Here is a 21,807-nt window from a genome sequence, read left to right on the forward strand (position 1 = left end):
AGGAAGCCGTGGAAGCCCTGCTATTTAGGGCGGGGGGCAGTCACTTCACGAAAGAAACTAAAAGGCTCTTCGCTGAATTATGGGGGTGAGTTCAGGCAGAGAATATGGCCTCTGTTCCTCTGTGTCTCGGTTGGGTCAGTGCATCGCGGTTCACCACAGAGGAACAGAGAATTTCTGATTCAAGTCCACCCATACCAAATAGCAAGGAGCCAACTAAAAAATTAAAATAGCACTCCTTTGGGCTCGGAGATCAGGGTCACAGGACGGCCTGAGAGCTGGGCGGTCAGCCATGGGTCAAGGCCTGTATTGTCTGCTGTCTGCTGGCCGTTACCTGCATTGCTATTTATGATGATGGGCGTGCTATTGGCGGCATAATATGGATGGTACCATGATGGTGCATATCCTGGTGGGTAGACTGTGCCATTATAAATCTCAAAGCCCTTTGGCGCGCTCCCCCAGTTCCAGAGATTATTGCGAGTCTCCTCGATTTTTGGCTCTTCGCCGTGCTCTTTCAGCCATGAGGCCCCATATTCTCCTCCCACATCCAGAAAAGACTGAGCTGATTGTGGGAAGATGATCATAAGGCTAATGCAGATCATTATTGACAGCATCGTCTCCATATGCACATCCCTTCAATTCTTTTCATGATTTCAATAAATTGCTGTTGCTCCCTCTTAATACCCCATGTGGTTCATCCTCAATATCTCGATGGTCCTGGCATTACTGGAATCGGGTGCTTGCGGGATTTTTTTGGGAGCAGATCCCCACATGGAGAGGTTAGCATAGGCTCCGGTTTCATTGGTGACATTGGTGGTGTTCACAATGTCTTTAAGGAGCATTTGCCCCTCATGGCCTGAGATATCCACGGACTGCGCGCTTTGCGAAAGGTTGATGGTCTTATTCTCATCTGAGGCGGAAAGGGATGAATTGTTGGCAAGGTTATCGGATAGCTCTGCCAATAGCATATCGCCATTAGTGCCACTGATATTGATTGGTGATCTGCTCTCCGCAAAGAGGACAAGGGCCATCAATATGGCTAGAATTAGAATCGTGCACTTCATATATCCCAAAAGGTCTGATTCATCGCCGGCTTAAATACGCTTTGCTGCCCGTTTGCAATATAGATCTGGGAAATCATGCTAATGCCGCAAGATTGATAACGTTGTGAGTAGAAACTCATATGAGTCAGCAAAAGGGGGCTGCAAACAAAGCCTTATATCGCAGTCTCATTGCCAGCGATGAGACTTGTGAAAAATTGCGGCATTACACAGGGAATGGATCGATTAATCGCAAAGAATGTTTCGGATCAAGGGATGAAAGATGTCTGATGAAGAAAAATCCACTGCAAAGCAATCCTCGCCTCAATTCATACCCAAATTAAAGGGCAAAAGGGTATTGATCCGTCTGACCTCCGGAGGTCAGCCGGTTACTGGGACTATTGAGTCATTCAACTCATATGAGATCCTGCTCCAGACTGCAAAGGGAGAGCTACTGGTATTCAAGCATGCTATTGCCACCATCGAGGTCGTGGACGAGCCCAGAGGGTATAGGCCTGCCGTATGATGACGATAGCAGTAGACATCTCAGTGCATCTTGGTGATCGACATCTTTGCCGGCAACGCAGCAAGTTTTGCTCACTGAAGGGCTGCAAATAGAATCATCCTCTCCTATTTTTAACAGATTCTCTTTATTTGTCTTCTTGCCAGCCACCTCTCCAGCCAGCTTGCTGCAAAGAGAATCACCGCAGAGGCCGTCATGCCTAGCAGTGGATAGCTCTGGCCCAGAATGATGGCAATGAACCCTCCTCCTGCAATGGCCGAGAGAGCTCCATTACATGTAAGCCCGAGTCTATCTTTATAGAATCCGGCGAGCACAGGCATGAGAAGGCCGCTGGTGAATACTGTGTAGGCGATGAGCAGGGTTTTGATGATATCGGGATTGGAGACTGCAAGAATTAGAGCAGATGCTCCTATTGCCACTACTGCTATCCTGGAGACCTTCATCATATGGTCCTGAATGGCGTTTGGATCTGCGTTGCTCCTCACCCTCCTGTACACCTCTCCATAAATATCGAAGGTGAGGATAGATGTGGCAGTCATGAGGCAGGTATCGGCTGAGGACATAAAGGCGGCCAGGAGAGCTGCGGCCACCAAGCCCACAATCGCTGGCGAGAGGAGCCCTGCCATCAGGGATGGAATCGCCTGCTCTGGGGTGATTGTCGGATAGAGATATCTGGAGAATATTCCCAGTGAGGTGATCAGAAATGCCAGGGGTATCAGGAGGACCGCGGAAATGAATGCAGACGCCTTCGCCCCTTTTGAGCTGCGGGAGGAGAATATATGCGAATACATATCCGGGCCAATAAGGTAAGCTGAACCTACGACCAAAATCATGGAGATCACTTCCCAGCAATTCATTTCAGCAGATGTGGGAAAGCTCAGCTGGATGAGGGGCAAGGGTCCCGCGGCCTTCAAGGCTTGCCAGAAAAGGGCTATCATTCCAAAAATTATTATCAAGATCTGAAACATGTCAGTTCTTATGACGGAAACTTTTCCTCCATATGCAGTATAGAGAACGAATACCATAGTGCAGGCAACCATGTAATGGGATATATCCCCACCAAAGACCGCTAAAAGGATATTTCCAGAAGCTATGATCTGAACGGCGATCACGCCTATCCAGGAAATGGCGATGAGAATAGATGCAGCAGCCCTTGCTCTCTCCCCCCAGAAGGAGCCGACAAGCTGGGGCAGAGTGCTACATCCGGTGGCTCTTATCTTTTCAGCCAGAAGAACAGACAGCAACAGCATTCCTATTGTGCCCGAGAGCAGCCACCAGGAACCGGGAAGCCCCCGGCTGTATCCCAGGCCAGCCATTCCTATGGTTGTGGAGGCTCCCATTATCGTTGCACAAAAGGTGCCTGTGAGGGCTATAGTCCCCTGGTTTTTGCCAGCAAGATGGAAGTCCGCCAGCCCTTTCAATCGATGGCGCCAAGTTCCTATGATAAAAATGGCCAGCATATAAACTGCTATCGCTATGACCGCGTGATTCGTAAATCCTCCTGGAAAGCATATGGCTGATTACGTCTCTTGTATTGCATTCCTGGACAATGTGGGACTGCAGTTATAAGGCTGGTCATCTTTCTGGATCTCTCCGGGGGAGTTCTGCCGGAAGAAATTTAAATATCTTGCGCGTAGTTGTCATTCAAAAATTATCGTGGATGGTGAAAACAATGAAAAAATTCGGAATGGCTGTGCTGATCATGCTGATGGCGGCATTATCGCTGACCGCGATTGCTTATTCATTGGACGGCGTTGAATATCGGCCTGCTGAAAAAGCGATGGAGAAACTCTTCGAAAAGGGTATTGGCGGTCCATGGGTGGGCGGGGACCCATTCACATCCGACATCTTCAAGTCCGATGGGACCCAGATGGGTCAAAAGCAGATGACTTCAATCCAGTTCCCACTTTCAAGTTGCCAGCTGATGGGATTCTTAAAGACTGACAGCGGGCTGATAATCGCTTCCGACAAGGATAACAGCCTCAAGCTGAGTCCCGGTCCCGGCAACTATCCTGTCTATGGATGCTTCGAGGATGGCAAATTGATGGGTCTCTTTATTGATTTCAGATTCTTATCTATCTGAGGGTCCGTTCCGGGCTCTCGCATAGCTTTTTATGATGCAAGGCATTCCCTCATGACAGGCATGGACACAATACCCAGCGTTTGGCGATATGGTCTTGCCCTGTTGATTGTGATTGCAGGATTCGCCGCATTTACCTGGTATCTAACCACCGGAATATCAAGCTCTTTCGGCGGCCTGAGCCAGATGGCCGCACCCGGTGAGCTGGAGCTTGATCTCAAGGAGCCTGGGGAGTATACCATCTTCTACGAGAATAAGAGCTACTTCAATGGCAGCTTCTATATGACCGTTGAGCAAATACCAGGCCTTCAGATTGTGGTGATGGAAAAGTCTTCTGGCCGAAGGCTCCAGACCTATCCCGCACCAACCGGCTCAACCTATTCCATCGGTGGGCGCTCTGGCCAGTCCTTCATGGCTTTCCGAGCGGAAGATGCAGGAATCCATGTGATAAATGCGTCCTACCCATCTGAGCCCGGGCCGAAGGTTATCCTGGCAGTGGGAAATGAGGTCCTGGAGGGTTTGCTTCGTATGATAATGGTCTCTATGACCTTGATCTTGGTCTCGCTGTTGATTGCCGCCATTATCACCTACACAACCTATAAGGGGAGAAAGAAAGCGCTTGAGGCGGAAAGATAAAAAAAGAGGAGAAAATAATTAAGTTCGAACTGCATGCGTCCGACCCGTTCTAAAAGCGGAATGTGCTTAGGGCCGCACGCTTCTGCCTTCTGGAATTTTAAGATACTATCTTCTTTATTGCATCGGTCCCTCTGATCTGCCTCAAGCTTAGAATAGATGTAATCAAACTGAAGCGGCGCAGAACACATGAATTTCAGAAATTCTATTTTATCTTGACTTATCCCGGCGCATCTCCTCAATCTGCTTCGATCCATCTTCTCCCCGCTAATAGCAGGTATCCCAAGGATACTGCAGCTCTGAATGGTCGAAAAATTAATAAATAATCATTACGTATATGACAAGAAACACATTTTGCGAGGTGAAGAGAATGACAAAGTATCTCATTAAATGGCAAAAGAACGAGTCATTGATGCCAGCGGATCCTGCTATGATGGCTAAGTTACAGTTATCATTGCTCGAAGTGGCAAGGGCAAATTTGAAATCTGGTAAGATGATTGACTGGGGATCGTATTGTGATGCATCTGGCGGATACTGCATTGTGGAAACAAATGAATCTGAGCTATTCGATCAAATACTGAAATGGTATCCATATATCTCATTCGATGCAAAGCCGGTTCTTAGTGTGGATCAAGTTATAGGAGCAATCGATAAAGCTATGATTGAATCGAAGCCAAAGTAATTTATATAAATGAGATCGAATGGCATAGATGGGTGATGAAAGATCATCCTAAATCATTCTTCCCATCTGGAAGGCACTGCCCAGGAATTTTCCCACCCCGTGATATTTGCGCCCCTCAGGCGAGAACAGAAGCGGCCTTATCTTCTCGATATCCGGAAGGCCATCGGGACCCACGCAGCTCTCTTCCGCTTTGACATCCAGAATCTCTCCTATGAATTCCGTGTGCAGACCGATCTGGACAGAGGAGTGCAGGCTGCATTCCAGGGCGAGGGGGAACTCTTTTACAAAAGGAGCGTCAACCAACTCCCCCTTTACTGGGGTGAGCCTTGTCCTGGCGAATTTGTCCTCGTCCCTCCCGGAGGCCATGCCGAAATAGTCCGCCTGATGAATGTATTCCTCAGAGGGCAGGCTCACAGTGAAAGCTTTTCGCTCCAGGATATTTCCATAGGTGTAAGTTGCCTTGCGAAGAGAGACGGCAATGCATGGCGGGCTGGAGCAGCAGATGCCTGCCCAGGCAGCGGTCATCACATTCGGCTTTCCAGCATGGTCATAGGTCCCAACCACGCAAACCGGCGCAGGATACAGCAAGGTCTTCTTTCCCAGAGATATCTTCATACGAACTCCTCGTTCATCATTTCCCGATCATATCCGATGATCTCTCTACCATTGGTTATAATGCACCCTCTCCTCCTTGTATCTTTTGGAGGGGGCCGGTTTTTCGTTCGGGTAGCCCAGAGCGATCAGGGCAAATGGTGTGATCTCATCCGGAAGGGCAAATAGTCTCCTGAATCCCTCTATCCTGTCCTTCATAGGATAGACTCCAGCCCATACCGCTCCCAGGCCCAGGGCATGCGCAGCCAGCAGAATGTTCTCCACAGCAGCAGAGCAGTCCTGCACCCAGAAATCTGGATATCTCTCATATCTGCTGTCCCCGCAAACCAGAATAGCCAGAGGGGATTGCCTGCACATTGCCGCAGTGGGGCAGATCAGGGGAATCTGATCCAGAATCCTGCGGTCGTCTATCGCCACAAATTGCCATGGCTGCTCGTTTCCGGCAGAGGGGGCAAGCATGGCCGCCTCAAGCAGCTCTCTATAGATCTCTCTGGGGATATCTTGAGGCTTGAATTTTCTGATGCTTCTGCGAGTTTTTATTGCTTCCAGGGCTTCCATAGATACACCTCCAATGAGATAACAGTGTCTTAGTTCTTTATAAATTTGTTTGGCGATTGCGATCCAGCAGTATCTTATTCAAGCGAGATGAATAGCGCTTCTGGGCGAGGGGATCTGGTTAGCCAATACGATATGGCTAATTCTTCATCTGGCTAATTCCGGAATTCTCGCCTATGCATCAACTGAATCCACTGGGCGAATTGCCATAACGATCGTTATCGGCGAGACGTATTCAAAGCTTCGGATAAACTTAAGTAGCATTGTATCCTCCAAGAAGGCGGATTATATCATGAACGGCACTGGCGTTATGTCTCGGACAGTATGGGTGTTGTATCATGGTTTGGTCGCGGGTGAATACGCGGATGAACCCTTAAATTATAATGAATTTATGAGGCATGATAAATTTGGCACCTTTTATCGAGATTAAGGATCTGACAGTTCGATTCGGCGAAGTTGTAGCTCTTCGCAATGTGAATCTGGTCATTGAGGAGGGAGAGTCGGTCGGCATTTTGGGAAGGAGCGGTTCAGGCAAAAGCGTCTTGATGCATGTCTTGCGTGGCGTAGAATCATTCCAGGATATATCTGGCAGTGTGATCTACCACGTCGCCAGATGCAGCAAATGCCATCATGTAGAGCCGCCCAGCCATGTGGGAAGAAGCTGCAAGTGTGGGAGCACTCTGGAGCCATTTGATGCCGATTTCGTATCTCTGGACATAAATGATCCTCTCAGGCGCGACGTTGTGAAGAGGATTGCCATAATGTTGCAGAGGACCTTTGCACTTTATGGAGACGAGCGGGTGATCGTGAACGTGATGCGCGCGGTGGAGGAGACAGGAGACACTATGAGCGTCCATGTAGCTGCAGACCTGCTGGACGAGGTCAATCTATCTCATAGGCTGATGCATGTCGCCCGAGAGCTGTCTGGGGGAGAGAAGCAGCGCGTTGTCCTGGCCCGTCAGCTGGCCAAATCTCCCATGATCCTGCTGGCAGACGAGCCAACGGGAACTCTCGACCCAGCCACAGCCAGAGTGGTTCACGATTCCATAAAGCGAGCGGTCAACGACTTCAAGATGACCCTGATCATCACCAGCCACTGGGAAGATGTCATGGTCGAGCTGACCCAAAGGGCTATTTTGCTTGATCAGGGAGAGATCAAGGCAGAAGGCAAGCCAAAGGATGTAGCCGCTCAGTTCCTGGCCATGGCTGGAACTTTAGCCAAGCGGGAAGAGGTCGAGCTGGGCGAGCCGATGATCAAGGCCAACGGCCTTTCGAAGAGATACATCAGCATAGACCGGGGCGTGGTAAAGGCAGTGGATGATGTCAGCCTGGAGGTCAATGAGGGCGAGATCTTCGGTCTGGTGGGCATCTCTGGGGGAGGCAAGACCACTCTCTCCAAGATGATCAGCGGCATTCTCACTCCCACTGGCGGCAGCATCTCTGTGCGGGTGGGAGACGAATGGGTGGATATGACCGTCCTCGGTTCAAACGGCCGAGGGCGAGCCACCAAATACATCGGCATTCTCCATCAGGAATATACCCTCTATCCCTCTCGCAGCGTTATCGAGAACCTGACGGAAGCCATAGGCCTCTCTCTTCCCTTCGAGCTGGCTGAGAGAAAAGCTATACATACCCTGGAGACGGTTGGGTTTTCAGAAGAGCAGGCAGAAGCAGTGCTGGAGAAGATGCCCCATGAGCTCTCCGAGGGCGAGAGGCACAGGGTTGCCATGGCGCAGGTCTTGATAAAAGAGCCGAGGATAGTGGTCCTGGATGAGCCCACGGGAACGATGGATGCCATCACCAAGATCGAAGTCACGAATTCCATCCTCAATGCCCGCGAGGAGCTGGGCGAGACGTTCATTATCGTGAGCCATGACATGGATTTCGTGAAGAACGTCTGTGATCGGGCCATGCTCATGCGCAATGGAAGGGCTATATTCACCGGCCTGCCGGACGAGGTCTTAAACAAGATCACAGAAGAGGAAGAGAAGGAGATGCTGGGGAGTTAATTTGAGAGTCTTCGTCGACGGCAAAGAGATTGAGCTGGCAGCTGGAGCTTGTCTGGCGGATGCCCTGCAAAAAGCAGGCAACCATCCTGCCAAAGACGCTATCGTGGGGGTGGTCAAAGGCCGGGGCGAGAAATCGCGTCAGACCAACTCTTATTGGCTCAATACCACCAAAGGCAAAATCAGAATTGAGCTTTTAGAAAATGAGCTGCAGAAGATCTGGCATGAGGTCGTGGAAAAGATCTCAGGCTCTCAGGTGAGATGGGCTTCAGCAGATGGCATAGCCTTTGGGCCGTTCTCATCCAGAATATCTTTTGCCAGGGATGCGCATGAGTACAATCGCTGGGAGGTGGTCTTAGGCGCGGCTGGCTTTGATGCAGATAACACTCAGCTGATATTCATGCAAAGGAGGCATTCAGCTGTTTACGGCACGCCCAAGGATGGAGGGGTGTTTGCTCATGTCGTAGGAGGCAAGAACACCCTTGACCGGCTGGAGATCGGGGACAGAATTGAGTCTATAGAGCCAATTGTGGAATGGCAGGACCTGACTGAGAAGATGTCCACCCTGGATCTAACTCTGCCCGTGGAGGAGGGCATGGAGATCTATACTCGGGTCCAAGCAGAGCTCATCGAGGACGCGCCACTTGGTGCGGAGTTCTTCCTCGCTTTGACCAGAGACGGCACTTTCAGGGTTGATTCCGTATCCAGCTCTTATATCTCATCCGACCACCTTCTGACGGAGCACGTTGCATATGAGCATCGTGAGCCCCGTCTGGAGGGCGTGGTCACGGTCAGAACGACCGGACGGGGTCTGGGCAGGATCTTCATCTACAAGCATGATCGCACCTCGAATCCCAGCCATTCTGTAGTGGCGAGGGTAATCAAAGGCATGGACATGGTCAAACTGGCAAAGCCCGGCCAGATGATAACATTTGATGTAACCCCCGAGCGCATAATGCTACTGGGCAAGTTCCTGGTGGATGCCAGGCAGGAGATGGAGCAACGAGGAATTGAGGCCGAGGTTGAGGGCTACGAGGGCGAGGATGCGGTGGTGGTCAAGCAGGAGCCAGGTGCCACCATGGAGATCCTGAAAGCCAAAAAGGTGCGAATCTCATCCATTCCCTCCAATCGCCTCATCTCCGTGCAGCTCTACCATGACCTGGCCCCCAAGAGCCTGGACTATTTCCGCCATGTCACCGGCCTCAAAGAAAAGCCTGTTGGGCCACTGCCTGTCTACTTCACCTATGAGAACACCCTGCTCTTCAAGCCGGAGGTCGAGGCGGTGAGCTACAAGGAGCTACTTCCTGAGAACAAGCCAACTGGGCCCGTGCCTGCCGGCTCGATAGGCATCTCTAACCAGGTCTCAAAGAAGATCGGTCTGGTGGGCATCCGTCTGGAAGAGGACAAACGATATGGGCCCTCGGGCGAGAAGTTCGAAGCTACGAACATCATCGGTCGGGTTTTAGAGCCGGATAAGCTCAGAGATGTGAAGGAAGGAGAGACGATCTACATTCGGGAGGAACGGTAATGTTGGTCACTAAGTATCTAATAATGTCCTCTGAGTCCAATATTCTCCCCTCGGATATCGCCATGAAGATCTATGGTTCAGGCTACGATGTCCTGGTCAAGGAGACCTGTTTCGGCGTTATTATCAACGGGGAAGAGGAGGTTATAGAGAAGCTTCTTAAGGAGATTCGCAGTCTGGATCCAGCCGGCATATTCGTCAAAGATCGGGGATTTCCACCGGGCGACCCAAGGCGCTGCCGCGGTCGCAGAGGCGGAGGAGCCAGGCCAGGCTTCTACATGATCGAGTCTGAGTCAAAGCTGCTGCCTATGATCTCCAGGGCTTTAGCCTCGGAGGAGGAGTGTGAGCCTGTTCCGGAAAAGAAGGCGCGTCCCATTCCTCTTGAGAGGCTGGAAGAGATCGCAAAAGAAGATTAATTCTGAGGTAAATCAATGGCAAAAGTAATCGTTTATCCTCCCACCAGTATGATCCTCTCGGACCTTGTGGACAGGATGGGCCACAAGGCGCTTGTAGTTCCCGAAGCGGTGAGAAAGCTCGCAACCGATAATAATCTCGCCTCACCGCCTTTGAATGTCACTTCTGAGGAGCCCAAGAAAGGGCTTCGCTATGCTGCAGTCGATGTCCCCTCAGGAATCCGGGGCAGAATGGCCCTTATTGGCCCGATAATCGAGGAAGCCGAGGCTGCGATCATCGTCCAAGACCCGGGGTGGCTCACAGGATGCGCGGGATGCAACAGGACCAATGAGCTGGTCAGGCTGCTGATCAGGACCAAAGGAATTCCCATTTTGGACCTTTCTTACCCCACCAATGATGCCGAGGCCAGGGATTTCGTGCAGAAGATCAAGAATTTCTTGGGGGATTTAAAGTGATTCGCATTGCACAGCTCTCCTGTGGCGCAGAGTACAGCGGCATTCAAAAAGAGATCGAAAGGGCGGCAGAGACCGTAGGGGCCAAGATAGTCTACCCGGAGGTCTCTTTAGATGACATGCTCAATGTGGAAGAGAAGTTCGGGGTACGAGTGGCTTCTGGAGATCTCAACCTGGCCATAGCTCGAGCAGTGAGAATTGTGGAGAACCCAGACCTCGCCGATGCTGTGGTGGTCATGACCTGCTTCCGATGCGCTGAGGCGGCCATCATACGCTCGGAGATCCGAAAGTACATCCACGAAAACTCCAAGATTCCCGTCTTGAGCTACTCATTCACCGAGAGGACCACAGCAGAGACGCTGCTTACCCGTATGGAAGCTCTGGTTACCACGGTCAAGTACAGAGGCCTCCTGGCCCGGGAGAAGCAGAAGGGCCTCACCGCGGGAATCGACTCTGGATCCACCACCACCAAGTCAGTGGTGATGAGAGACAATAAGGTGATAGGCACTGGCTGGGTTCCCACCACAGAGGTCTTGAAGAGCGCAGAGGATGCTTTTCAGGAGGCTCTCAAGGCCGCAGGGGTCAATAAAGAGGATATCCAAGCAGTGGGCGTTACTGGGTACGGTCGATTTCTGGTGGGCAAGCATATCAATGCCAAGCTCATCCAGGAGGAGATCACCGTTAACTCCAAGGGAGCAGTCTTCCTGGCAGATGCTCAGAAGGGGCCGGCAACAGTTATCGATATCGGCGGCATGGACAACAAGGCCATATCGGTCCAGGACGGAATTCCTGGGGGCTTTACCATGGGCGGAATATGCGCCGGTGCATCCGGCCGGTTCCTGGAGCTCGCCGCCCGCCGCCTGGGAGTCGACATCACCGAATTGGGCAAACTGGCCCTGAAGGGAGACTACAGGAAAGTGGCCATGAACAGCTACTGCATAGTCTTCGGCACTCAGAGCCTGGTCAACAGCCTTTCCATGGGAAATAAGCCCGAGGATGTGGCTATGGCTGCCTGCCACTCCGTTGCTGAGCAGGTATATGAGCAGCAGCTGCAGGAGGTAGAGGTTAAAGAGCCGGTGATCATGGTAGGCGGAACCTCGCTCATCGAAGGCCTGCCCAAAGCGATGGAGGAGCTATTGCAGGTCAAGGTGACCGTTCCCCCCTATGCCCAATATATCGGGGCTGTAGGCGCAGCTCTCCTGGTATCGGGGCTGCTGGAGGGCTGAGATGGACCCAATGGAGGTCTTCAAGATAGAGGTGACCGGCGGGGAGGAGTACGGAGCCAAGAAGTACCGAGAGATAATAATGGACATCCTGCAGGACCTGGGTCTAATCAGGTCCATTGGCAGGCTTTATGTCTATGTCGACATTTCAGTTCCAGTCTTCGCAGTCTACGGCCTCCTCCGTTCCGGCATACCGCCCCTTACGGTCAAGGATGTGGGAGATGTGATGAAGGTCGGAGGCGGCCACCAGATCAAGATCAATGATGAAGAGCATATGGCAGACCTCCTTAAGGCTTTGTGGAAGCGATACGGGCGGGAGAGGGTGGAACAACCGGCAAGGGACATTGTGATCATAGCCTCAGATTCCTCGCCTGCCGATCTGATGGTTACGGATATGGAGGCGGAGTTTCTGCAGGATCTGACCGATGCCCTGGTCAGAGTAGTGCCAGAAGGATTTCGCAACCGGCGAAACATCATGACCAAAGACAGCTTCTTCTTCGTCGCTGCTGAGGAGTCGATCAAGCCGGAGCTGATATCAGAGATCGAAGAGAAGATCCGGGAGATGGAGAATGCTTGAGCCTGTGATGTTCACCGGAGGGTTGTACAAGCACGACCTGGTATTGGAGCTGGTGGAAGACCTGGGCGGCTACATCCTGCAGAAGAATGTTACTCAGACGGAGATCATACTTTTATTGCTGGTTCCTTCAGAGGATATGAATGCTCTGGAGATCCTGAGCCGAGATCTCAGAGGGGAGCTGGTAAGGGCACCGCTGGCGGGAACAGAGGTGGCGGTGGTCACACCCACCCTGGCCATTCATCATCTGCCTCATGTGGCCTGCGATATTGCCGAGTATCTGCGCAGGCACGGTTCCAAGAGCAACATGCTGGGACTGGCCCGGGGTGTGGGCAGGGAGATCGCCCAGATAAATGAGTATGAGACCGCTCTGATAAACGAGCATGATGCCGCAGTCTTCATCTTCGGCAACTTCGAAGACTGCATCAAGAAGAAAGAGGACCTCTACCGGAATATCAGCGTGCCTGTCATAATTACCGGTGGGCCGAAGATAGATCCAGAAGAGCTGCCCTATGCCTTTGGCTATGTGCCGTCCATCGGCCGGATGGCCCACAGGACCCGCAAGGCCACGGAGATTGGATCCCTGGACAATATCGTCGATATGGTGGGAAGGGCGCTGGATAAAACCCGGGAAGCAATCGCCAAGGATCCTCTGACCACCTCACCGCCCAGGGTGATGGATGCGGTGCGAGAGCAGGTTCCTGAGGTCGAGTTCTCCTATTCCCCTCTGCCAATTGCCCTCAATCTAACCGGGGTGCGGGTAAAGCTTCCTTATGCGGGCTATCGGGATAAGGTGGCCGCAGTGACATTTGATGAGGGTGTGAAGCTTGGCGAGGTGGCCACCATCAGGCCCTCGAGGATGAAGGATTATATACTGGTGAGGATACTGCCCAGTTCGGAGACTGGATTCGTCTTCTAATTCCAGGCTATTGCGGAGCCAGGGCGAAGAGGCTACAGGAGTCTGATATCATGAGCTTTGAAGATGAGCTTGATGCCATTTTGGTCAAGGGAAAGGACAAAGCAGCCAAGGACATTTTGAAGGCCGTGGAGAGAACCTATGGCGAGGTGCCCTATATCTTTCAGTTCATGGAGGATGACTCAGAGCTGCTCATCACCAAGGTGTTGCACAACAATGCCATCTTGAGGAGCTCTAACCTGGATGCAAAGACGGTGGAGCTGATCTCGGTGGCCGTGTCTGCAGCATTGCGGTGCAGCCACTGCCTGAGGCTGCACATCCGGCTGGCCGGAAGCCTGGGGGTGCCGGATGATCAGGTTGCTGCGGCCATATTCCTCGCCGGGAACCTGGTGAACGCCAGCGTGCTTGCGACCGCGGCGCGTAATCTGGATGAGGAGCGAGAGATCTGCCGGTCCTGTGAGATAGCAAGCGAGACCTGCGAGATCAATGGAAGGGGGGAGGATTGACCCTCTCCTTCCTTGAGCTTCATCCGGGATACTCCCATTGACTTTTTATCTCTTCTCAATATGATCTCAATCGATGTGATATCATGACCGATGGCGGCTCCAATAGTCCTGATGGCCGATCTTCCGGTGACGCGCCAGAGCCAGCCTGGTGGTGGACAGCAGAAGAACATCGCAATGCTTTGATTGTCCTGCAGCTCCGGCTGAGGAGGGATATTCTCAAGTTCATCGCCAGCGGACCGAAAAGCTCAGAGCAGATATGCCAAAGGTTTAACCTCAGCCCGGAGAAGGCAGACTATCACCTCCGCATGCTAGAGGCGGCTCTGGTGATCAAAAGGTGTGGAGAGATTCTGGATATCACTCCCACCGGCATCCTCTACCTGGAAAATGTTGAAGCCAGGCGCTGATCTTATTTAGGGATACTGATTTTCTAGAAACGCTAAAGTCGGAGCTATCTACATAGAACGATTCTAGGGCGAGAAGACATGCATGAAGGAATGGTAATTGGTCAGATGGATCTGAATACAGGCATTGCAGCTGCCGACATAATTGTCTCCTTGCCGGGAATGCTCGATGTTCATCTTTTCGGGGCCGTTGCCCGCAGGGCTGGTCCGCAGCTGATCCGTCGAGCGCAGAACCGGCCGCACCGGCTATCCAGCTTCGATAATTCTATGCAAATGCAATCAAGAAGAAGGCCAAGCTGATGATCCTCAGAATAATAGCAGTCGGGCGCTTGCGGGAGAGCTACTGGCAGGATGCTGCCGCAGACTACATCCGCCGCCTCCGTCCTTACGCCCGTCTGGATATGGTGGAGGTGGCCATCAGCTCGAAGGAGGCTGCATCTCCTGCAGCAGAGATCAGGGCTATGGAGGCGGAAGGAGCCGCGATTCTTGAAAAGCTCAAGCGCCATTCGGGTCCGGTGATAGTCCTGGACAGGACAGGAGATGCCCTTAACTCGCAGCAGCTGGCGGAAAGGCTGGAGGATTTGATTCTGGAAGGAAGATCGGAGGTGGCCTTCATCATAGGCGGCCCCCTGGGTCTGGCGCCAGCGGTATTAGACCGGGCGGATCTGCTTTTATCCTTCTCTCCGATGACCTTTCCTCATCAGCTGATGCGGGTTATCCTCCTGGAGCAGATATATCGCAGCTTCAGAATAATGCATCATGAGCCTTACCACAAGTGATCATGCGACGATACGATTTTCCGATGATGCAATTTTGTCGTCCTGCTTTTAGATGCCTGATTTGCTGGCAGTGATATTTCCGCTTCCTGCCAGGCTCCCGTCTTGATAGATTTTGTAGCTGCCCTCCATTCTCTCCTCGATGATGGCCAGATCCAGCCTGTAATCCCTGTCCTGCTCCACCTGCTTCACGTTCAGACTGATAGAATCATTGGAAGCGATGTGACCGGTGGCAGTCACCGGGATATCTGTGCCTTTCTTGAGAACATTGCCATAGCCCTGCAGCCTGTCGTTGGTCTGAATCAGGATCAGATCCAGTGCTTCCTGTGTATTCTGCCCATCGATCACTGTATTGAGAATTACCTTCCAATCTCCCTTCAGATCTACAACCGGCTCTTTTATTTCTGGCTCATTTGTGACCGTCTCAGTTGGCAGGGGATCTTCTTTTGGTGCTTTGGCTGTTTCATTTGATGCCGCATCCATTTGGCTTGCGTTCACATCGGCTTGATCATTAGCCTCTTCTTTGGATGTGCTACCGGATTTCAGCGCTGCTGCATGGCCAGTAGAGGACTTCACAGCATTTTCATACTCTGCGTCGTAATGATACTCGGTGTTGCCCCTGATTATCCATGTTCCGCAGCTTGCCCAGGCCGGGATGGTCAAGAGAGCTGCGATCAGCACCAGACATATTATTGGATGGATCTTCAATATCTCGTACTCCTTTTGGTCTTGATTTTGCCTTGATGATTCTTAAGCGGAAGAGTGATTAGGTCAAAATCAGCCTCTCAGCTGGAGAGTCTGCTGGCGGTGGCATTTCCTCTCCCTGCCAGCTTTTCGCTCTCATATAGCTCATAGATGCCTTTCAAACCGCCTTCAATGACGGCCAGGTCCAGCTGATACTCCTTCTTTTGCTCGACCAGTGACACAATCAGGCTGACGGAATCATCGGATATGGAGCCGGTAGCCGTTGCCGGCAGATCTGCTCCCCCTTCGAGAATGGTGCCATAGCCCTGCAGCCGATCTCTTGTCTGGATGAGGATCAAATCCAGAGCATTTTGCTTATCCTGCCCGTCTATCTTCATTTCGAGCAATACCCTCCATTCTCCTCCCAGGTCTGCAATGTTTTCCTCCTTTGCAGCAGCATTCTCCTTTATTTCAGGATTGAGGGTAGCAGCAGCGCCCGTAGAGGATGCTACCGCCTGATCGAAGTCCGGGTCAGAGAGATAATCAGTATCATCCCTGATCACCCATCTGCCGCAGCCCGCCCAGGCCGGGCTGGCCAGGAGGGCAATGACCAGGGCCAGGCATAGAACTGAATGAATCTTCAATATCTCGTGCTCCTTAGTTCCTGATGCTTATCTATTGGTTCTTCAGCAGTTGAGAACGGTGCAGGATCAGCCCCTCAGCTGGAGAATCTGCTGGCAGTGGCATTCCCCGTTGCCATCAGTTCGTCGCCAGAATATATCTCATAGCTGCCTGAAATGGTCCTGTCCGCCTTCTCCAGATACAGGCTCACGCTCTTGTCGATATCATTTCCAAATTCGTCAATCACCGCGTTTGACTGAAGTCTCATAGAGCTTGAGGTGACTGTACCCTTAAAGGTCTGAGGGATCTTGGTATTCCTCTCGATCAAGCTTCCCATTCCCACGATGCTTTCTCCAGTCTGAATGAGATTAGCGTCCAGAGTGCATCCCGAGCCAATTAGGTCAACAGTCCATTTTCCGCCAACATCCATGGCATCTGATGCTGCCGCGGAAGTATCTTGCATGCTCATGATGGCCCCATCCGACAGGCTGCCTGCGCCATCAGCGCTCCCACTCTCATCCGGGGCGAGCTTTGGCTTGCTTATATCGATATTAGCGGTCTTGCCCCCTGGATAGGGATTCAAATCGCTTGAGGCTGCGCTCGACTTGCTGGTAGAGGCTTCTCCTACTTCATTATCCGCGGTCTTCCCCCCGGGATGTGGATTCAATCCGGATGATGTTGATTTTTCCGTGCTGGCCGCGGCATCTGCCACCTGCTCCTCAGAGGTGGGGGCGTAAATGGTATAATTCTGTGTTTTTATGTTCTCAGCCTCCCCTGCACCCAGGCGCTTGACCCATACCTGGACCTGATTTTCTCCTATATCCTCTTCTGAGGTATTCCAGGTCCAGCTATTCTCGGCAATCCATCCGGTCTTCTCAAAAATTTCGCCGTTGGTTGCAGGTCCCTTCAGGAAGAAATCATAGACCAAATCTTCATCATTCGGATTTGTCGTGTTTGCCGTCCAGACGATTACCGATCCTGCCACCTGCGGGCTGATCTTATCGGGGTCCAAGCTCTGTAAGGTCAAATTCCCTTTTGTCTGCTCAACTGAGGAGCCTAAGGGCATAGCTGCTCCTGCCTCACTGGATATAGTTGAGGAGGGAGACACTCCTCCCGAGGTCGGCAAATTCTGGTTCTTGCTCACATAAAAGTCAGTATCTCCTGATGTGTCTCCCAGGGGATTTACTCCGCATCCATCTGCAGACGCAGTATTCGTCAGGGAAAAAATCTGCGCTGTTATGCACAAGAGCATAGCTACAGAGATAAACAGTATCTTGAACAACATTTTTTCCTATCCTCCGCCATTCTCAGCATGCTTCGGGTTTCAACGTTTTAAAGTTTCCCCTCAGACGTCATTCGACGAAGGCGATTCTTCTGATATTGGGCATCTTGGTCCCTCGATAGCTTTATCAATCATTAAAGTTCTTATGGCCGGAGACGGCTTGTGCGCCGTTGGGTGATTGAGCATGAATGTGTGGGATCGATTTATCGGGTAGAATACGATTTCTAGATACTACCTTACGTGACGGTGAACAGACTCCAGGCGTATCCTTGGGCATGGACGAGAAGCTTGCCATCGCTCAAGGGCTTGATTCTCTGGGGGTGGATGTCATTGAAGCCGGGTCGGCAATGACCTCTGAAGGAGAACGCCTGGCAATAAAGAAGATTGCAGATTCGGGCTTCAAAGCCGAGATATGCAGCTATGTTAGGGCTTTAACCGCGGACATCGATACCGCTCTTGCCTGTGATGTGGACTCAGTCCATCTGGTCGTTCCGGTGTCTGACCTTCACATCCAGATCAAGCTGAAGGCCGACCGGGAGTCGGTGGTGCGCATGGCCGTGGATGTGACGGAGTATGCCAAGGATCACGGCTTGATCGTGGAGCTGAGCGGCGAGGATGCCAGTCGCGCGGACCAGGATTTTCTGGCAGGCCTTTACACAGCCGGAATCGAAGCGGGCGCGGACAGGCTGGCCTTTTGCGATACTGTGGGCGTGTTGGTTCCGGAGGTGGCAGCGGACATATTCTCCCGCCTCTCCCGGCTGGAGGCGCCCATCAGCATACACTGCCATAACGACTTTGGCATGGCCACCGCCAATACAGTTGCTGCCCTTCGCGCCGGAGCCTCTCAGGCCCATGTGACCGTAAATGGAATAGGAGAACGGGCGGGAAACGCGAGCCTGGAAGAGGTGGTGATGGCCCTGGAGTCCCTATATCAGATCGATACTGGGATCAGATGCAAGGACATCTACCAGCTCTCAAGGACGGTCTCGCAGATGACCGGCCTTCTGGTGGCCCCAAATAAGGCTATAGTGGGCGAGAACGCCTTTACCCATGAGGCAGGAATCCATGTGCACGGTCTTCTGGCTGACACCAAGACCTATGAGCCCATGCAGCCGGAGAATGTGGGTAGAAAGAGGCGGATAGTGTTGGGCAAGCATGCCGGTCGGGCCTCAGTTGAGCTGGCTATGCGCGAGTTTGGCCTGTCTGTCACATCCCAGCAATTGAACCAGATAGTGACAAGGGTAAAGGAGCTGGGCGACAAGGGCAAACGCGTCTCGGACGTGGATTTGCAGAGCATAGCGGATACCGTGCTCTCCATCCAGATGGAGCCGAAGGTGAAGCTGGAAGAGCTGACGGTGGTTGCCGGCAATACCGTAACCCCCACAGCGTCGGTTAAGATCCTTCTCGCCGGAAATGAGAGGCTGGAAGCGGGAGTGGGCGTAGGCCCTGTGGATGCGGCCATCAATGCCATAAGAAGGGCTATATCAGGCGTGGCTGATGTTCGCCTCGATGAGTATCATGTGGATGCTGTAACTGGCGGGACCAATGCCCTAGTAGAAGTGTGGGTGACAATGGCAATGGCAGATCGGAAGATTACAGCTCGAGGAGCTGGCGCAGATATTATCATGGCATCAGTGGAAGCGGTGATTAATGGCATCAACCGTCTGATGCGGCTGGAAGAGGAGGAGATAGCTAGATGTCGAAAGGCATAGCCCGAACGGGCACAGATAAAAATCGAGATACGCCCCATAAGATGACCGGCGCCCAGGCGGTGCTGGAAAGCCTGAAAAGAGAAGGAGTGGATGTAGTATTCGGGCTTCCTGGTGGGGTACTCTTACCTCTTTACGATGCCATATACAAATCAGACATCCGCCATATTCTGGTGCGCCATGAGCAGGGTGCAGCCCATATGGCAGACGGCTATGCCAGGGCTACGGGCAAGGTGGGAGTATGCATCGCCACCTCCGGGCCGGGAGCCACGAACCTGGTTACCGGCATCGCGAACGCCTACATGGACTCGGTGCCCATGGTGGCCATTACCGGTCAGGTGAACACCTGGCTGATAGGAAAGGACGCCTTCCAGGAGGCGGATATTACCGGCATCACTCTGCCCATTACCAAGCATAATTATCTGATCCGCAGCGCAAAGGAGATTCCTGGGGTATTCAGGGAGGCCTTCTACATCGCCCGCACCGGTCGGCCTGGTCCAGTTCTGATCGATCTCCCCAGGGATGTGACTGTGGATGAGCTGGTCTTCACCTGGCCGGATGTGGACCTGCCGGGATATCATCCCTCCTTCAAGGCTCATGAGATGCAGATCAAGAAGGCGGCGAAGGCTTTAATGGAGGCTGAAAGGCCGGTCATCTATGCCGGTGGCGGTGTGAGGTACGCCTCTGCTCATAAGGAGCTCTTTGAGCTGGCGAGAAAGGTCAATGCTCCGGTGACCACCACCCTCATGGGCGTGGGCTGCTTCCCCGAGGACCATCCGCTCTCTTTGGGAATGCTGGGAATGCACGGTACTAAATATGCCAACTATGCCATCCAGGAGTCGGATCTGCTAATGGCCATAGGAGCCAGGTTTGATGATCGGGTCACGGGCAAGATCTCCAGCTTCGCTCCCCATGCCAGGATCGTTCATATCGATGTCGATCCGGCAGAGGTGGGAAAGAACGTGCGAGTGGACATACCGGTGGTGGGGGATGCGCGCAATGCCCTGCAGGGGCTGCTTAAAGAGGTCTCGCCCAAACCTAAAGGCCCCTGGCTGGAAAAGATCGATGGCTGGAAGAAGGATCATCCCATGCGCTATATTCCGGACATGAACCTGATCAAGCCTCAGTATGTGATCGAGAAGCTCTGCGAGCTGGCCCCCGATGCCATCATCACCACAGAGGTCGGACAGAACCAGATGTGGGCAGCGCAATTCTTTGTGCATAAGGATCCGCAGAGGTTCATATCCTCCGGCGGCCTGGGGACGATGGGGTACGGATTCCCGGCGGCCATCGGCGCCAAGATGGGCCGGCCTGAGTGCACGGTCATCGATGTCGCCGGGGACGGCAGCTTCCTGATGAACAGCCAGGAGCTGGCAACGGCAGTGGTCAACGACATCCCGGTCAAAGTGGCGGTGCTGAACAACGGCTGTCTGGGAATGGTGCGGCAGTGGCAGGAGCTGTTCTTTGAGAAGAGGTACTCGGCCACTATTCTTGGCCGGACCAGTCCGGATTTCGTTAAGCTTGCCGAGGCCTATGGAGCGGTGGGGTTGAGGGCCACAAAGCCCTCTGAGGTCGAGGATGTGATTCGCAGCGCTCTGGCAACAGATCGGCCCTGCGTGATGGATTTCATCGTCAATCCGGCAGAGAAGGTCTCGCCTATGGTCCCGGCGGGAGCTACTTTGAGCGAGATACTGGAGCTGGAGTGGTGCGACGAGGCTCAGTGCGGTCACCTGGAGAGGATTTATGCCGAGGAGAGGAAAGGAGTTCTGGGCGAGGAGGGCTACTAGATGAAGCATATCATCGCCGTCATTGTGGAGAACAAGTCCGGGGTGCTCACCCGCATCGCCGGCCTCTTCAGCCGCCGGTCTTTTAATATCGATAGCCTCTCTGTAGGGGCTACCGACAATCCGGATTATTCCCGCATGACCATCTCCGTTCAGGGGGACAGGGATGTCCTGGAGCAGGTGATAAAGCAGCTGTCCAAGCTGATCAATGTCATCCGGGTGAGCGAGCTGGACCCGGTCGAATCCCTGGAAAGGGAGCTGGCCATCATCAAGGTGAGCGTGGACCGGGAGAGCAGAAGCGAGGTCATGCAGATCGTGAACATCTTCCGGGCCAAGATCATCGATGTCTCCCAGAGGTCGATGATCATCGAGGTCACGGGAGACGAGGAGAAGGTCGAGGCCATAATTCAGCTTCTGCGCCAGTTCGGCATAAAGGAGCTGGCCCGCACCGGAAAGGTCTCGATGGTTAGAGGCACGAGGGTCATCAAGGTTTAATTTTTAATTTAGGAGGAATAAAAATTGGTGAAGATATACCATGATCAGGATGCAGACTTGAAGGCATTGTCGGACAAGACCATCGCCATAGTGGGATGGGGAAATCAGGGGCACGCCCAGGGAGAGAACCTGAAGGACTCCGGCCTGAACGTGATAGCGGCCGATATTCCCGGATCCCGGGCCTGGAAGAGGGCGGAGGCGGACGGAGTGAAGGCCATGAGCGTTGCCGATGCGGCACGAGCGGCTGACTACATTCAGATCCTCCTGCCGGATGAGTATCAGGGCAAGATCTACCGGGACGAGATCGCTCCAAACCT

Annotated in this window: 26 protein-coding genes; 18 read left to right on the plus strand and 8 right to left on the minus strand. The window is 52.7% G+C overall.

The features are described from left to right. Positions 1-221: 221 nt before the first annotated feature. Positions 222-599, minus strand: a complete 378-nt coding sequence (locus BP822_RS09575; protein WP_273271626.1) for a hypothetical protein — start codon at positions 597-599, stop codon at positions 222-224. Positions 600-674: 75 nt separating this feature from the next. After that, positions 675-1,061 (minus strand): hypothetical protein, encoded by a 387-nt coding sequence (locus BP822_RS09580; RefSeq protein WP_157863620.1) that lies wholly within the window; start codon positions 1,059-1,061, stop codon positions 675-677. Positions 1,062-1,320: 259 nt separating this feature from the next. Between BP822_RS09580 and BP822_RS09585 the strand changes: the two genes are divergently transcribed. After that, entirely contained in the window at positions 1,321-1,563 is a 243-nt protein-coding gene (locus BP822_RS09585) for an RNA chaperone Hfq (protein WP_013718308.1), read from the plus strand. A gap of 110 nt (positions 1,564-1,673) precedes the next feature. Here the strand turns inward: BP822_RS09585 and BP822_RS09590 are convergent, their stop codons facing one another. Beyond that, the gene (locus BP822_RS09590) at positions 1,674-2,981 is read right to left on the minus strand and encodes a sodium:solute symporter family protein (protein ID WP_232844316.1); all 1,308 of its coding nucleotides are present in this window, start codon (positions 2,979-2,981) and stop codon (positions 1,674-1,676) included. A gap of 206 nt (positions 2,982-3,187) precedes the next feature. On the opposite strand from BP822_RS09590, the gene BP822_RS09595 reads away from it, so the two are divergent. The 3 genes from BP822_RS09595 to BP822_RS09605 all read left to right on the plus strand — a co-directional run bounded on the left by BP822_RS09595 (position 3,188) and on the right by BP822_RS09605 (position 4,955). After that, positions 3,188-3,643: a hypothetical protein gene (locus BP822_RS09595; RefSeq protein WP_157863621.1), complete on the plus strand. Its 456-nt coding sequence runs from the start codon at positions 3,188-3,190 to the stop codon at positions 3,641-3,643. A gap of 60 nt (positions 3,644-3,703) precedes the next feature. Then, on the plus strand, positions 3,704-4,276 hold the full coding sequence (locus BP822_RS09600) for a hypothetical protein (protein ID WP_162144985.1): 573 nt from the start codon (positions 3,704-3,706) through the stop codon (positions 4,274-4,276). Between the two features lie 334 nt (positions 4,277-4,610). After that, positions 4,611-4,955: a DUF3303 domain-containing protein gene (locus BP822_RS09605; protein ID WP_276619226.1), complete on the plus strand. Its 345-nt coding sequence runs from the start codon at positions 4,611-4,613 to the stop codon at positions 4,953-4,955. Positions 4,956-5,003: 48 nt separating this feature from the next. Here the strand turns inward: BP822_RS09605 and BP822_RS09610 are convergent, their stop codons facing one another. Continuing rightward, positions 5,004-5,570: a flavin reductase family protein gene (locus BP822_RS09610; protein ID WP_013718313.1), complete on the minus strand. Its 567-nt coding sequence runs from the start codon at positions 5,568-5,570 to the stop codon at positions 5,004-5,006. A gap of 45 nt (positions 5,571-5,615) precedes the next feature. Beyond that, positions 5,616-6,125, minus strand: a complete 510-nt coding sequence (locus BP822_RS09615; RefSeq protein WP_013718314.1) for a nitroreductase family protein — start codon at positions 6,123-6,125, stop codon at positions 5,616-5,618. Positions 6,126-6,529: 404 nt separating this feature from the next. Here BP822_RS09615 and atwA point away from each other — a divergent pair, with 404 nt between their 5' ends. The 10 genes from atwA to rlmH all read left to right on the plus strand — a co-directional run bounded on the left by atwA (position 6,530) and on the right by rlmH (position 14,918). Further along, positions 6,530-8,131, plus strand: coding sequence for a methyl coenzyme M reductase system, component A2 (atwA, locus tag BP822_RS09620; protein ID WP_349681851.1), 1,602 nt, complete (start codon positions 6,530-6,532; stop codon positions 8,129-8,131). 1 nt (position 8,132) lies between these two features. Beyond that, positions 8,133-9,656: a methyl-coenzyme M reductase-associated protein Mmp3 gene (gene mmp3, locus BP822_RS09625; protein ID WP_276837599.1), complete on the plus strand. Its 1,524-nt coding sequence runs from the start codon at positions 8,133-8,135 to the stop codon at positions 9,654-9,656. Continuing rightward, positions 9,656-10,069 (plus strand): methanogenesis marker 6 protein, encoded by a 414-nt coding sequence (locus BP822_RS09630; RefSeq protein ID WP_273278937.1) that lies wholly within the window; start codon positions 9,656-9,658, stop codon positions 10,067-10,069. The genes mmp3 and BP822_RS09630 overlap by 1 nt, the downstream gene beginning before the upstream one ends. 15 nt (positions 10,070-10,084) lie before the next feature. After that, positions 10,085-10,522: a methanogenesis marker 5 protein gene (locus BP822_RS09635; protein WP_276837597.1), complete on the plus strand. Its 438-nt coding sequence runs from the start codon at positions 10,085-10,087 to the stop codon at positions 10,520-10,522. After that, entirely contained in the window at positions 10,519-11,745 is a 1,227-nt protein-coding gene (locus tag BP822_RS09640) for a methanogenesis marker 15 protein (RefSeq protein WP_276837596.1), read from the plus strand. Before BP822_RS09635 ends, BP822_RS09640 begins: the two co-directional genes overlap by 4 nt. 1 nt (position 11,746) lies before the next feature. Continuing rightward, complete coding sequence (locus BP822_RS09645) at positions 11,747-12,319, plus strand: methanogenesis marker 17 protein (protein ID WP_273278941.1); 573 nt, start codon at positions 11,747-11,749, stop codon at positions 12,317-12,319. Further along, the gene (locus tag BP822_RS09650; protein WP_286878203.1) at positions 12,312-13,235 is read left to right on the plus strand and encodes a methanogenesis marker 7 protein; all 924 of its coding nucleotides are present in this window, start codon (positions 12,312-12,314) and stop codon (positions 13,233-13,235) included. Before BP822_RS09645 ends, BP822_RS09650 begins: the two co-directional genes overlap by 8 nt. 50 nt (positions 13,236-13,285) lie before the next feature. Continuing rightward, positions 13,286-13,738: a carboxymuconolactone decarboxylase family protein gene (locus BP822_RS09655; RefSeq protein WP_276988207.1), complete on the plus strand. Its 453-nt coding sequence runs from the start codon at positions 13,286-13,288 to the stop codon at positions 13,736-13,738. 83 nt (positions 13,739-13,821) lie between these two features. Continuing rightward, positions 13,822-14,142, plus strand: a complete 321-nt coding sequence (locus BP822_RS09660) for a winged helix-turn-helix domain-containing protein (RefSeq protein ID WP_286878204.1) — start codon at positions 13,822-13,824, stop codon at positions 14,140-14,142. Between the two features lie 296 nt (positions 14,143-14,438). After that, positions 14,439-14,918, plus strand: coding sequence for a 23S rRNA (pseudouridine(1915)-N(3))-methyltransferase RlmH (gene rlmH, locus BP822_RS09665; RefSeq protein ID WP_276988198.1), 480 nt, complete (start codon positions 14,439-14,441; stop codon positions 14,916-14,918). A 48-nt stretch (positions 14,919-14,966) separates the two neighbouring features. Here the strand turns inward: rlmH and BP822_RS09670 are convergent, their stop codons facing one another. From BP822_RS09670 to BP822_RS09680, 3 genes are all read right to left on the minus strand, one after another. After that, complete coding sequence (locus BP822_RS09670; RefSeq protein ID WP_286878205.1) at positions 14,967-15,623, minus strand: hypothetical protein; 657 nt, start codon at positions 15,621-15,623, stop codon at positions 14,967-14,969. Between the two features lie 77 nt (positions 15,624-15,700). Then, the gene (locus BP822_RS09675; protein WP_276837898.1) at positions 15,701-16,243 is read right to left on the minus strand and encodes a hypothetical protein; all 543 of its coding nucleotides are present in this window, start codon (positions 16,241-16,243) and stop codon (positions 15,701-15,703) included. 74 nt (positions 16,244-16,317) lie between these two features. Continuing rightward, positions 16,318-17,505, minus strand: a complete 1,188-nt coding sequence (locus BP822_RS09680; RefSeq protein ID WP_286878206.1) for a hypothetical protein — start codon at positions 17,503-17,505, stop codon at positions 16,318-16,320. Between the two features lie 185 nt (positions 17,506-17,690). Here BP822_RS09680 and BP822_RS09685 point away from each other — a divergent pair, with 185 nt between their 5' ends. The 4 genes from BP822_RS09685 to BP822_RS09700 form a co-directional block, all read left to right on the plus strand. Next, positions 17,691-19,214 (plus strand): (R)-citramalate synthase, encoded by a 1,524-nt coding sequence (locus BP822_RS09685; protein ID WP_048131675.1) that lies wholly within the window; start codon positions 17,691-17,693, stop codon positions 19,212-19,214. Next, positions 19,199-20,998 (plus strand): acetolactate synthase large subunit, encoded by a 1,800-nt coding sequence (locus BP822_RS09690; RefSeq protein ID WP_013718331.1) that lies wholly within the window; start codon positions 19,199-19,201, stop codon positions 20,996-20,998. Before BP822_RS09685 ends, BP822_RS09690 begins: the two co-directional genes overlap by 16 nt. Then, positions 20,999-21,490: an acetolactate synthase small subunit gene (ilvN, locus tag BP822_RS09695; RefSeq protein WP_013718332.1), complete on the plus strand. Its 492-nt coding sequence runs from the start codon at positions 20,999-21,001 to the stop codon at positions 21,488-21,490. It begins immediately after the preceding gene. Positions 21,491-21,514: 24 nt separating this feature from the next. Further along, the coding region (locus BP822_RS09700; RefSeq protein ID WP_349681850.1) for an NAD(P)-dependent oxidoreductase at positions 21,515-21,807 on the plus strand (293 nt) is incomplete at its 3' end.

Source organism: Methanosaeta sp. UBA458 (genome assembly GCF_002496085.1).
GTDB lineage: Archaea > Halobacteriota > Methanosarcinia > Methanotrichales > Methanotrichaceae > Methanothrix > Methanothrix soehngenii.

Bases quoted from the DNA above. Each gene is read 5' to 3' on its own strand.
- ilvN (WP_013718332.1), top strand. From the start codon at position 20,999: ATGAAGCATATCATCGCCGTCATTGTGGAGAACAAGTCCGGGGTGCTC.
- BP822_RS09635 (WP_276837597.1), top strand. From the start codon at position 10,085: ATGGCAAAAGTAATCGTTTATCCTCCCACCAGTATGATCCTCTCGGAC.
- BP822_RS09660 (WP_286878204.1), top strand. From the start codon at position 13,822: ATGACCGATGGCGGCTCCAATAGTCCTGATGGCCGATCTTCCGGTGAC.
- BP822_RS09680 (WP_286878206.1), bottom strand. From the start codon at position 17,505: ATGTTGTTCAAGATACTGTTTATCTCTGTAGCTATGCTCTTGTGCATA.
- BP822_RS09630 (WP_273278937.1), top strand. From the start codon at position 9,656: ATGTTGGTCACTAAGTATCTAATAATGTCCTCTGAGTCCAATATTCTC.
- BP822_RS09575 (WP_273271626.1), bottom strand. From the start codon at position 599: ATGATCTGCATTAGCCTTATGATCATCTTCCCACAATCAGCTCAGTCT.
- BP822_RS09685 (WP_048131675.1), top strand. From the start codon at position 17,691: ATGTGTGGGATCGATTTATCGGGTAGAATACGATTTCTAGATACTACC.
- BP822_RS09600 (WP_162144985.1), top strand. From the start codon at position 3,704: ATGGACACAATACCCAGCGTTTGGCGATATGGTCTTGCCCTGTTGATT.
- BP822_RS09615 (WP_013718314.1), bottom strand. From the start codon at position 6,125: ATGGAAGCCCTGGAAGCAATAAAAACTCGCAGAAGCATCAGAAAATTC.
- BP822_RS09585 (WP_013718308.1), top strand. From the start codon at position 1,321: ATGTCTGATGAAGAAAAATCCACTGCAAAGCAATCCTCGCCTCAATTC.
- BP822_RS09645 (WP_273278941.1), top strand. From the start codon at position 11,747: ATGGACCCAATGGAGGTCTTCAAGATAGAGGTGACCGGCGGGGAGGAG.
- rlmH (WP_276988198.1), top strand. From the start codon at position 14,439: ATGATCCTCAGAATAATAGCAGTCGGGCGCTTGCGGGAGAGCTACTGG.
- BP822_RS09655 (WP_276988207.1), top strand. From the start codon at position 13,286: ATGAGCTTTGAAGATGAGCTTGATGCCATTTTGGTCAAGGGAAAGGAC.
- BP822_RS09690 (WP_013718331.1), top strand. From the start codon at position 19,199: ATGTCGAAAGGCATAGCCCGAACGGGCACAGATAAAAATCGAGATACG.
- BP822_RS09605 (WP_276619226.1), top strand. From the start codon at position 4,611: ATGACAAGAAACACATTTTGCGAGGTGAAGAGAATGACAAAGTATCTC.
- BP822_RS09650 (WP_286878203.1), top strand. From the start codon at position 12,312: ATGCTTGAGCCTGTGATGTTCACCGGAGGGTTGTACAAGCACGACCTG.
- BP822_RS09580 (WP_157863620.1), bottom strand. From the start codon at position 1,061: ATGAAGTGCACGATTCTAATTCTAGCCATATTGATGGCCCTTGTCCTC.
- BP822_RS09610 (WP_013718313.1), bottom strand. From the start codon at position 5,570: ATGAAGATATCTCTGGGAAAGAAGACCTTGCTGTATCCTGCGCCGGTT.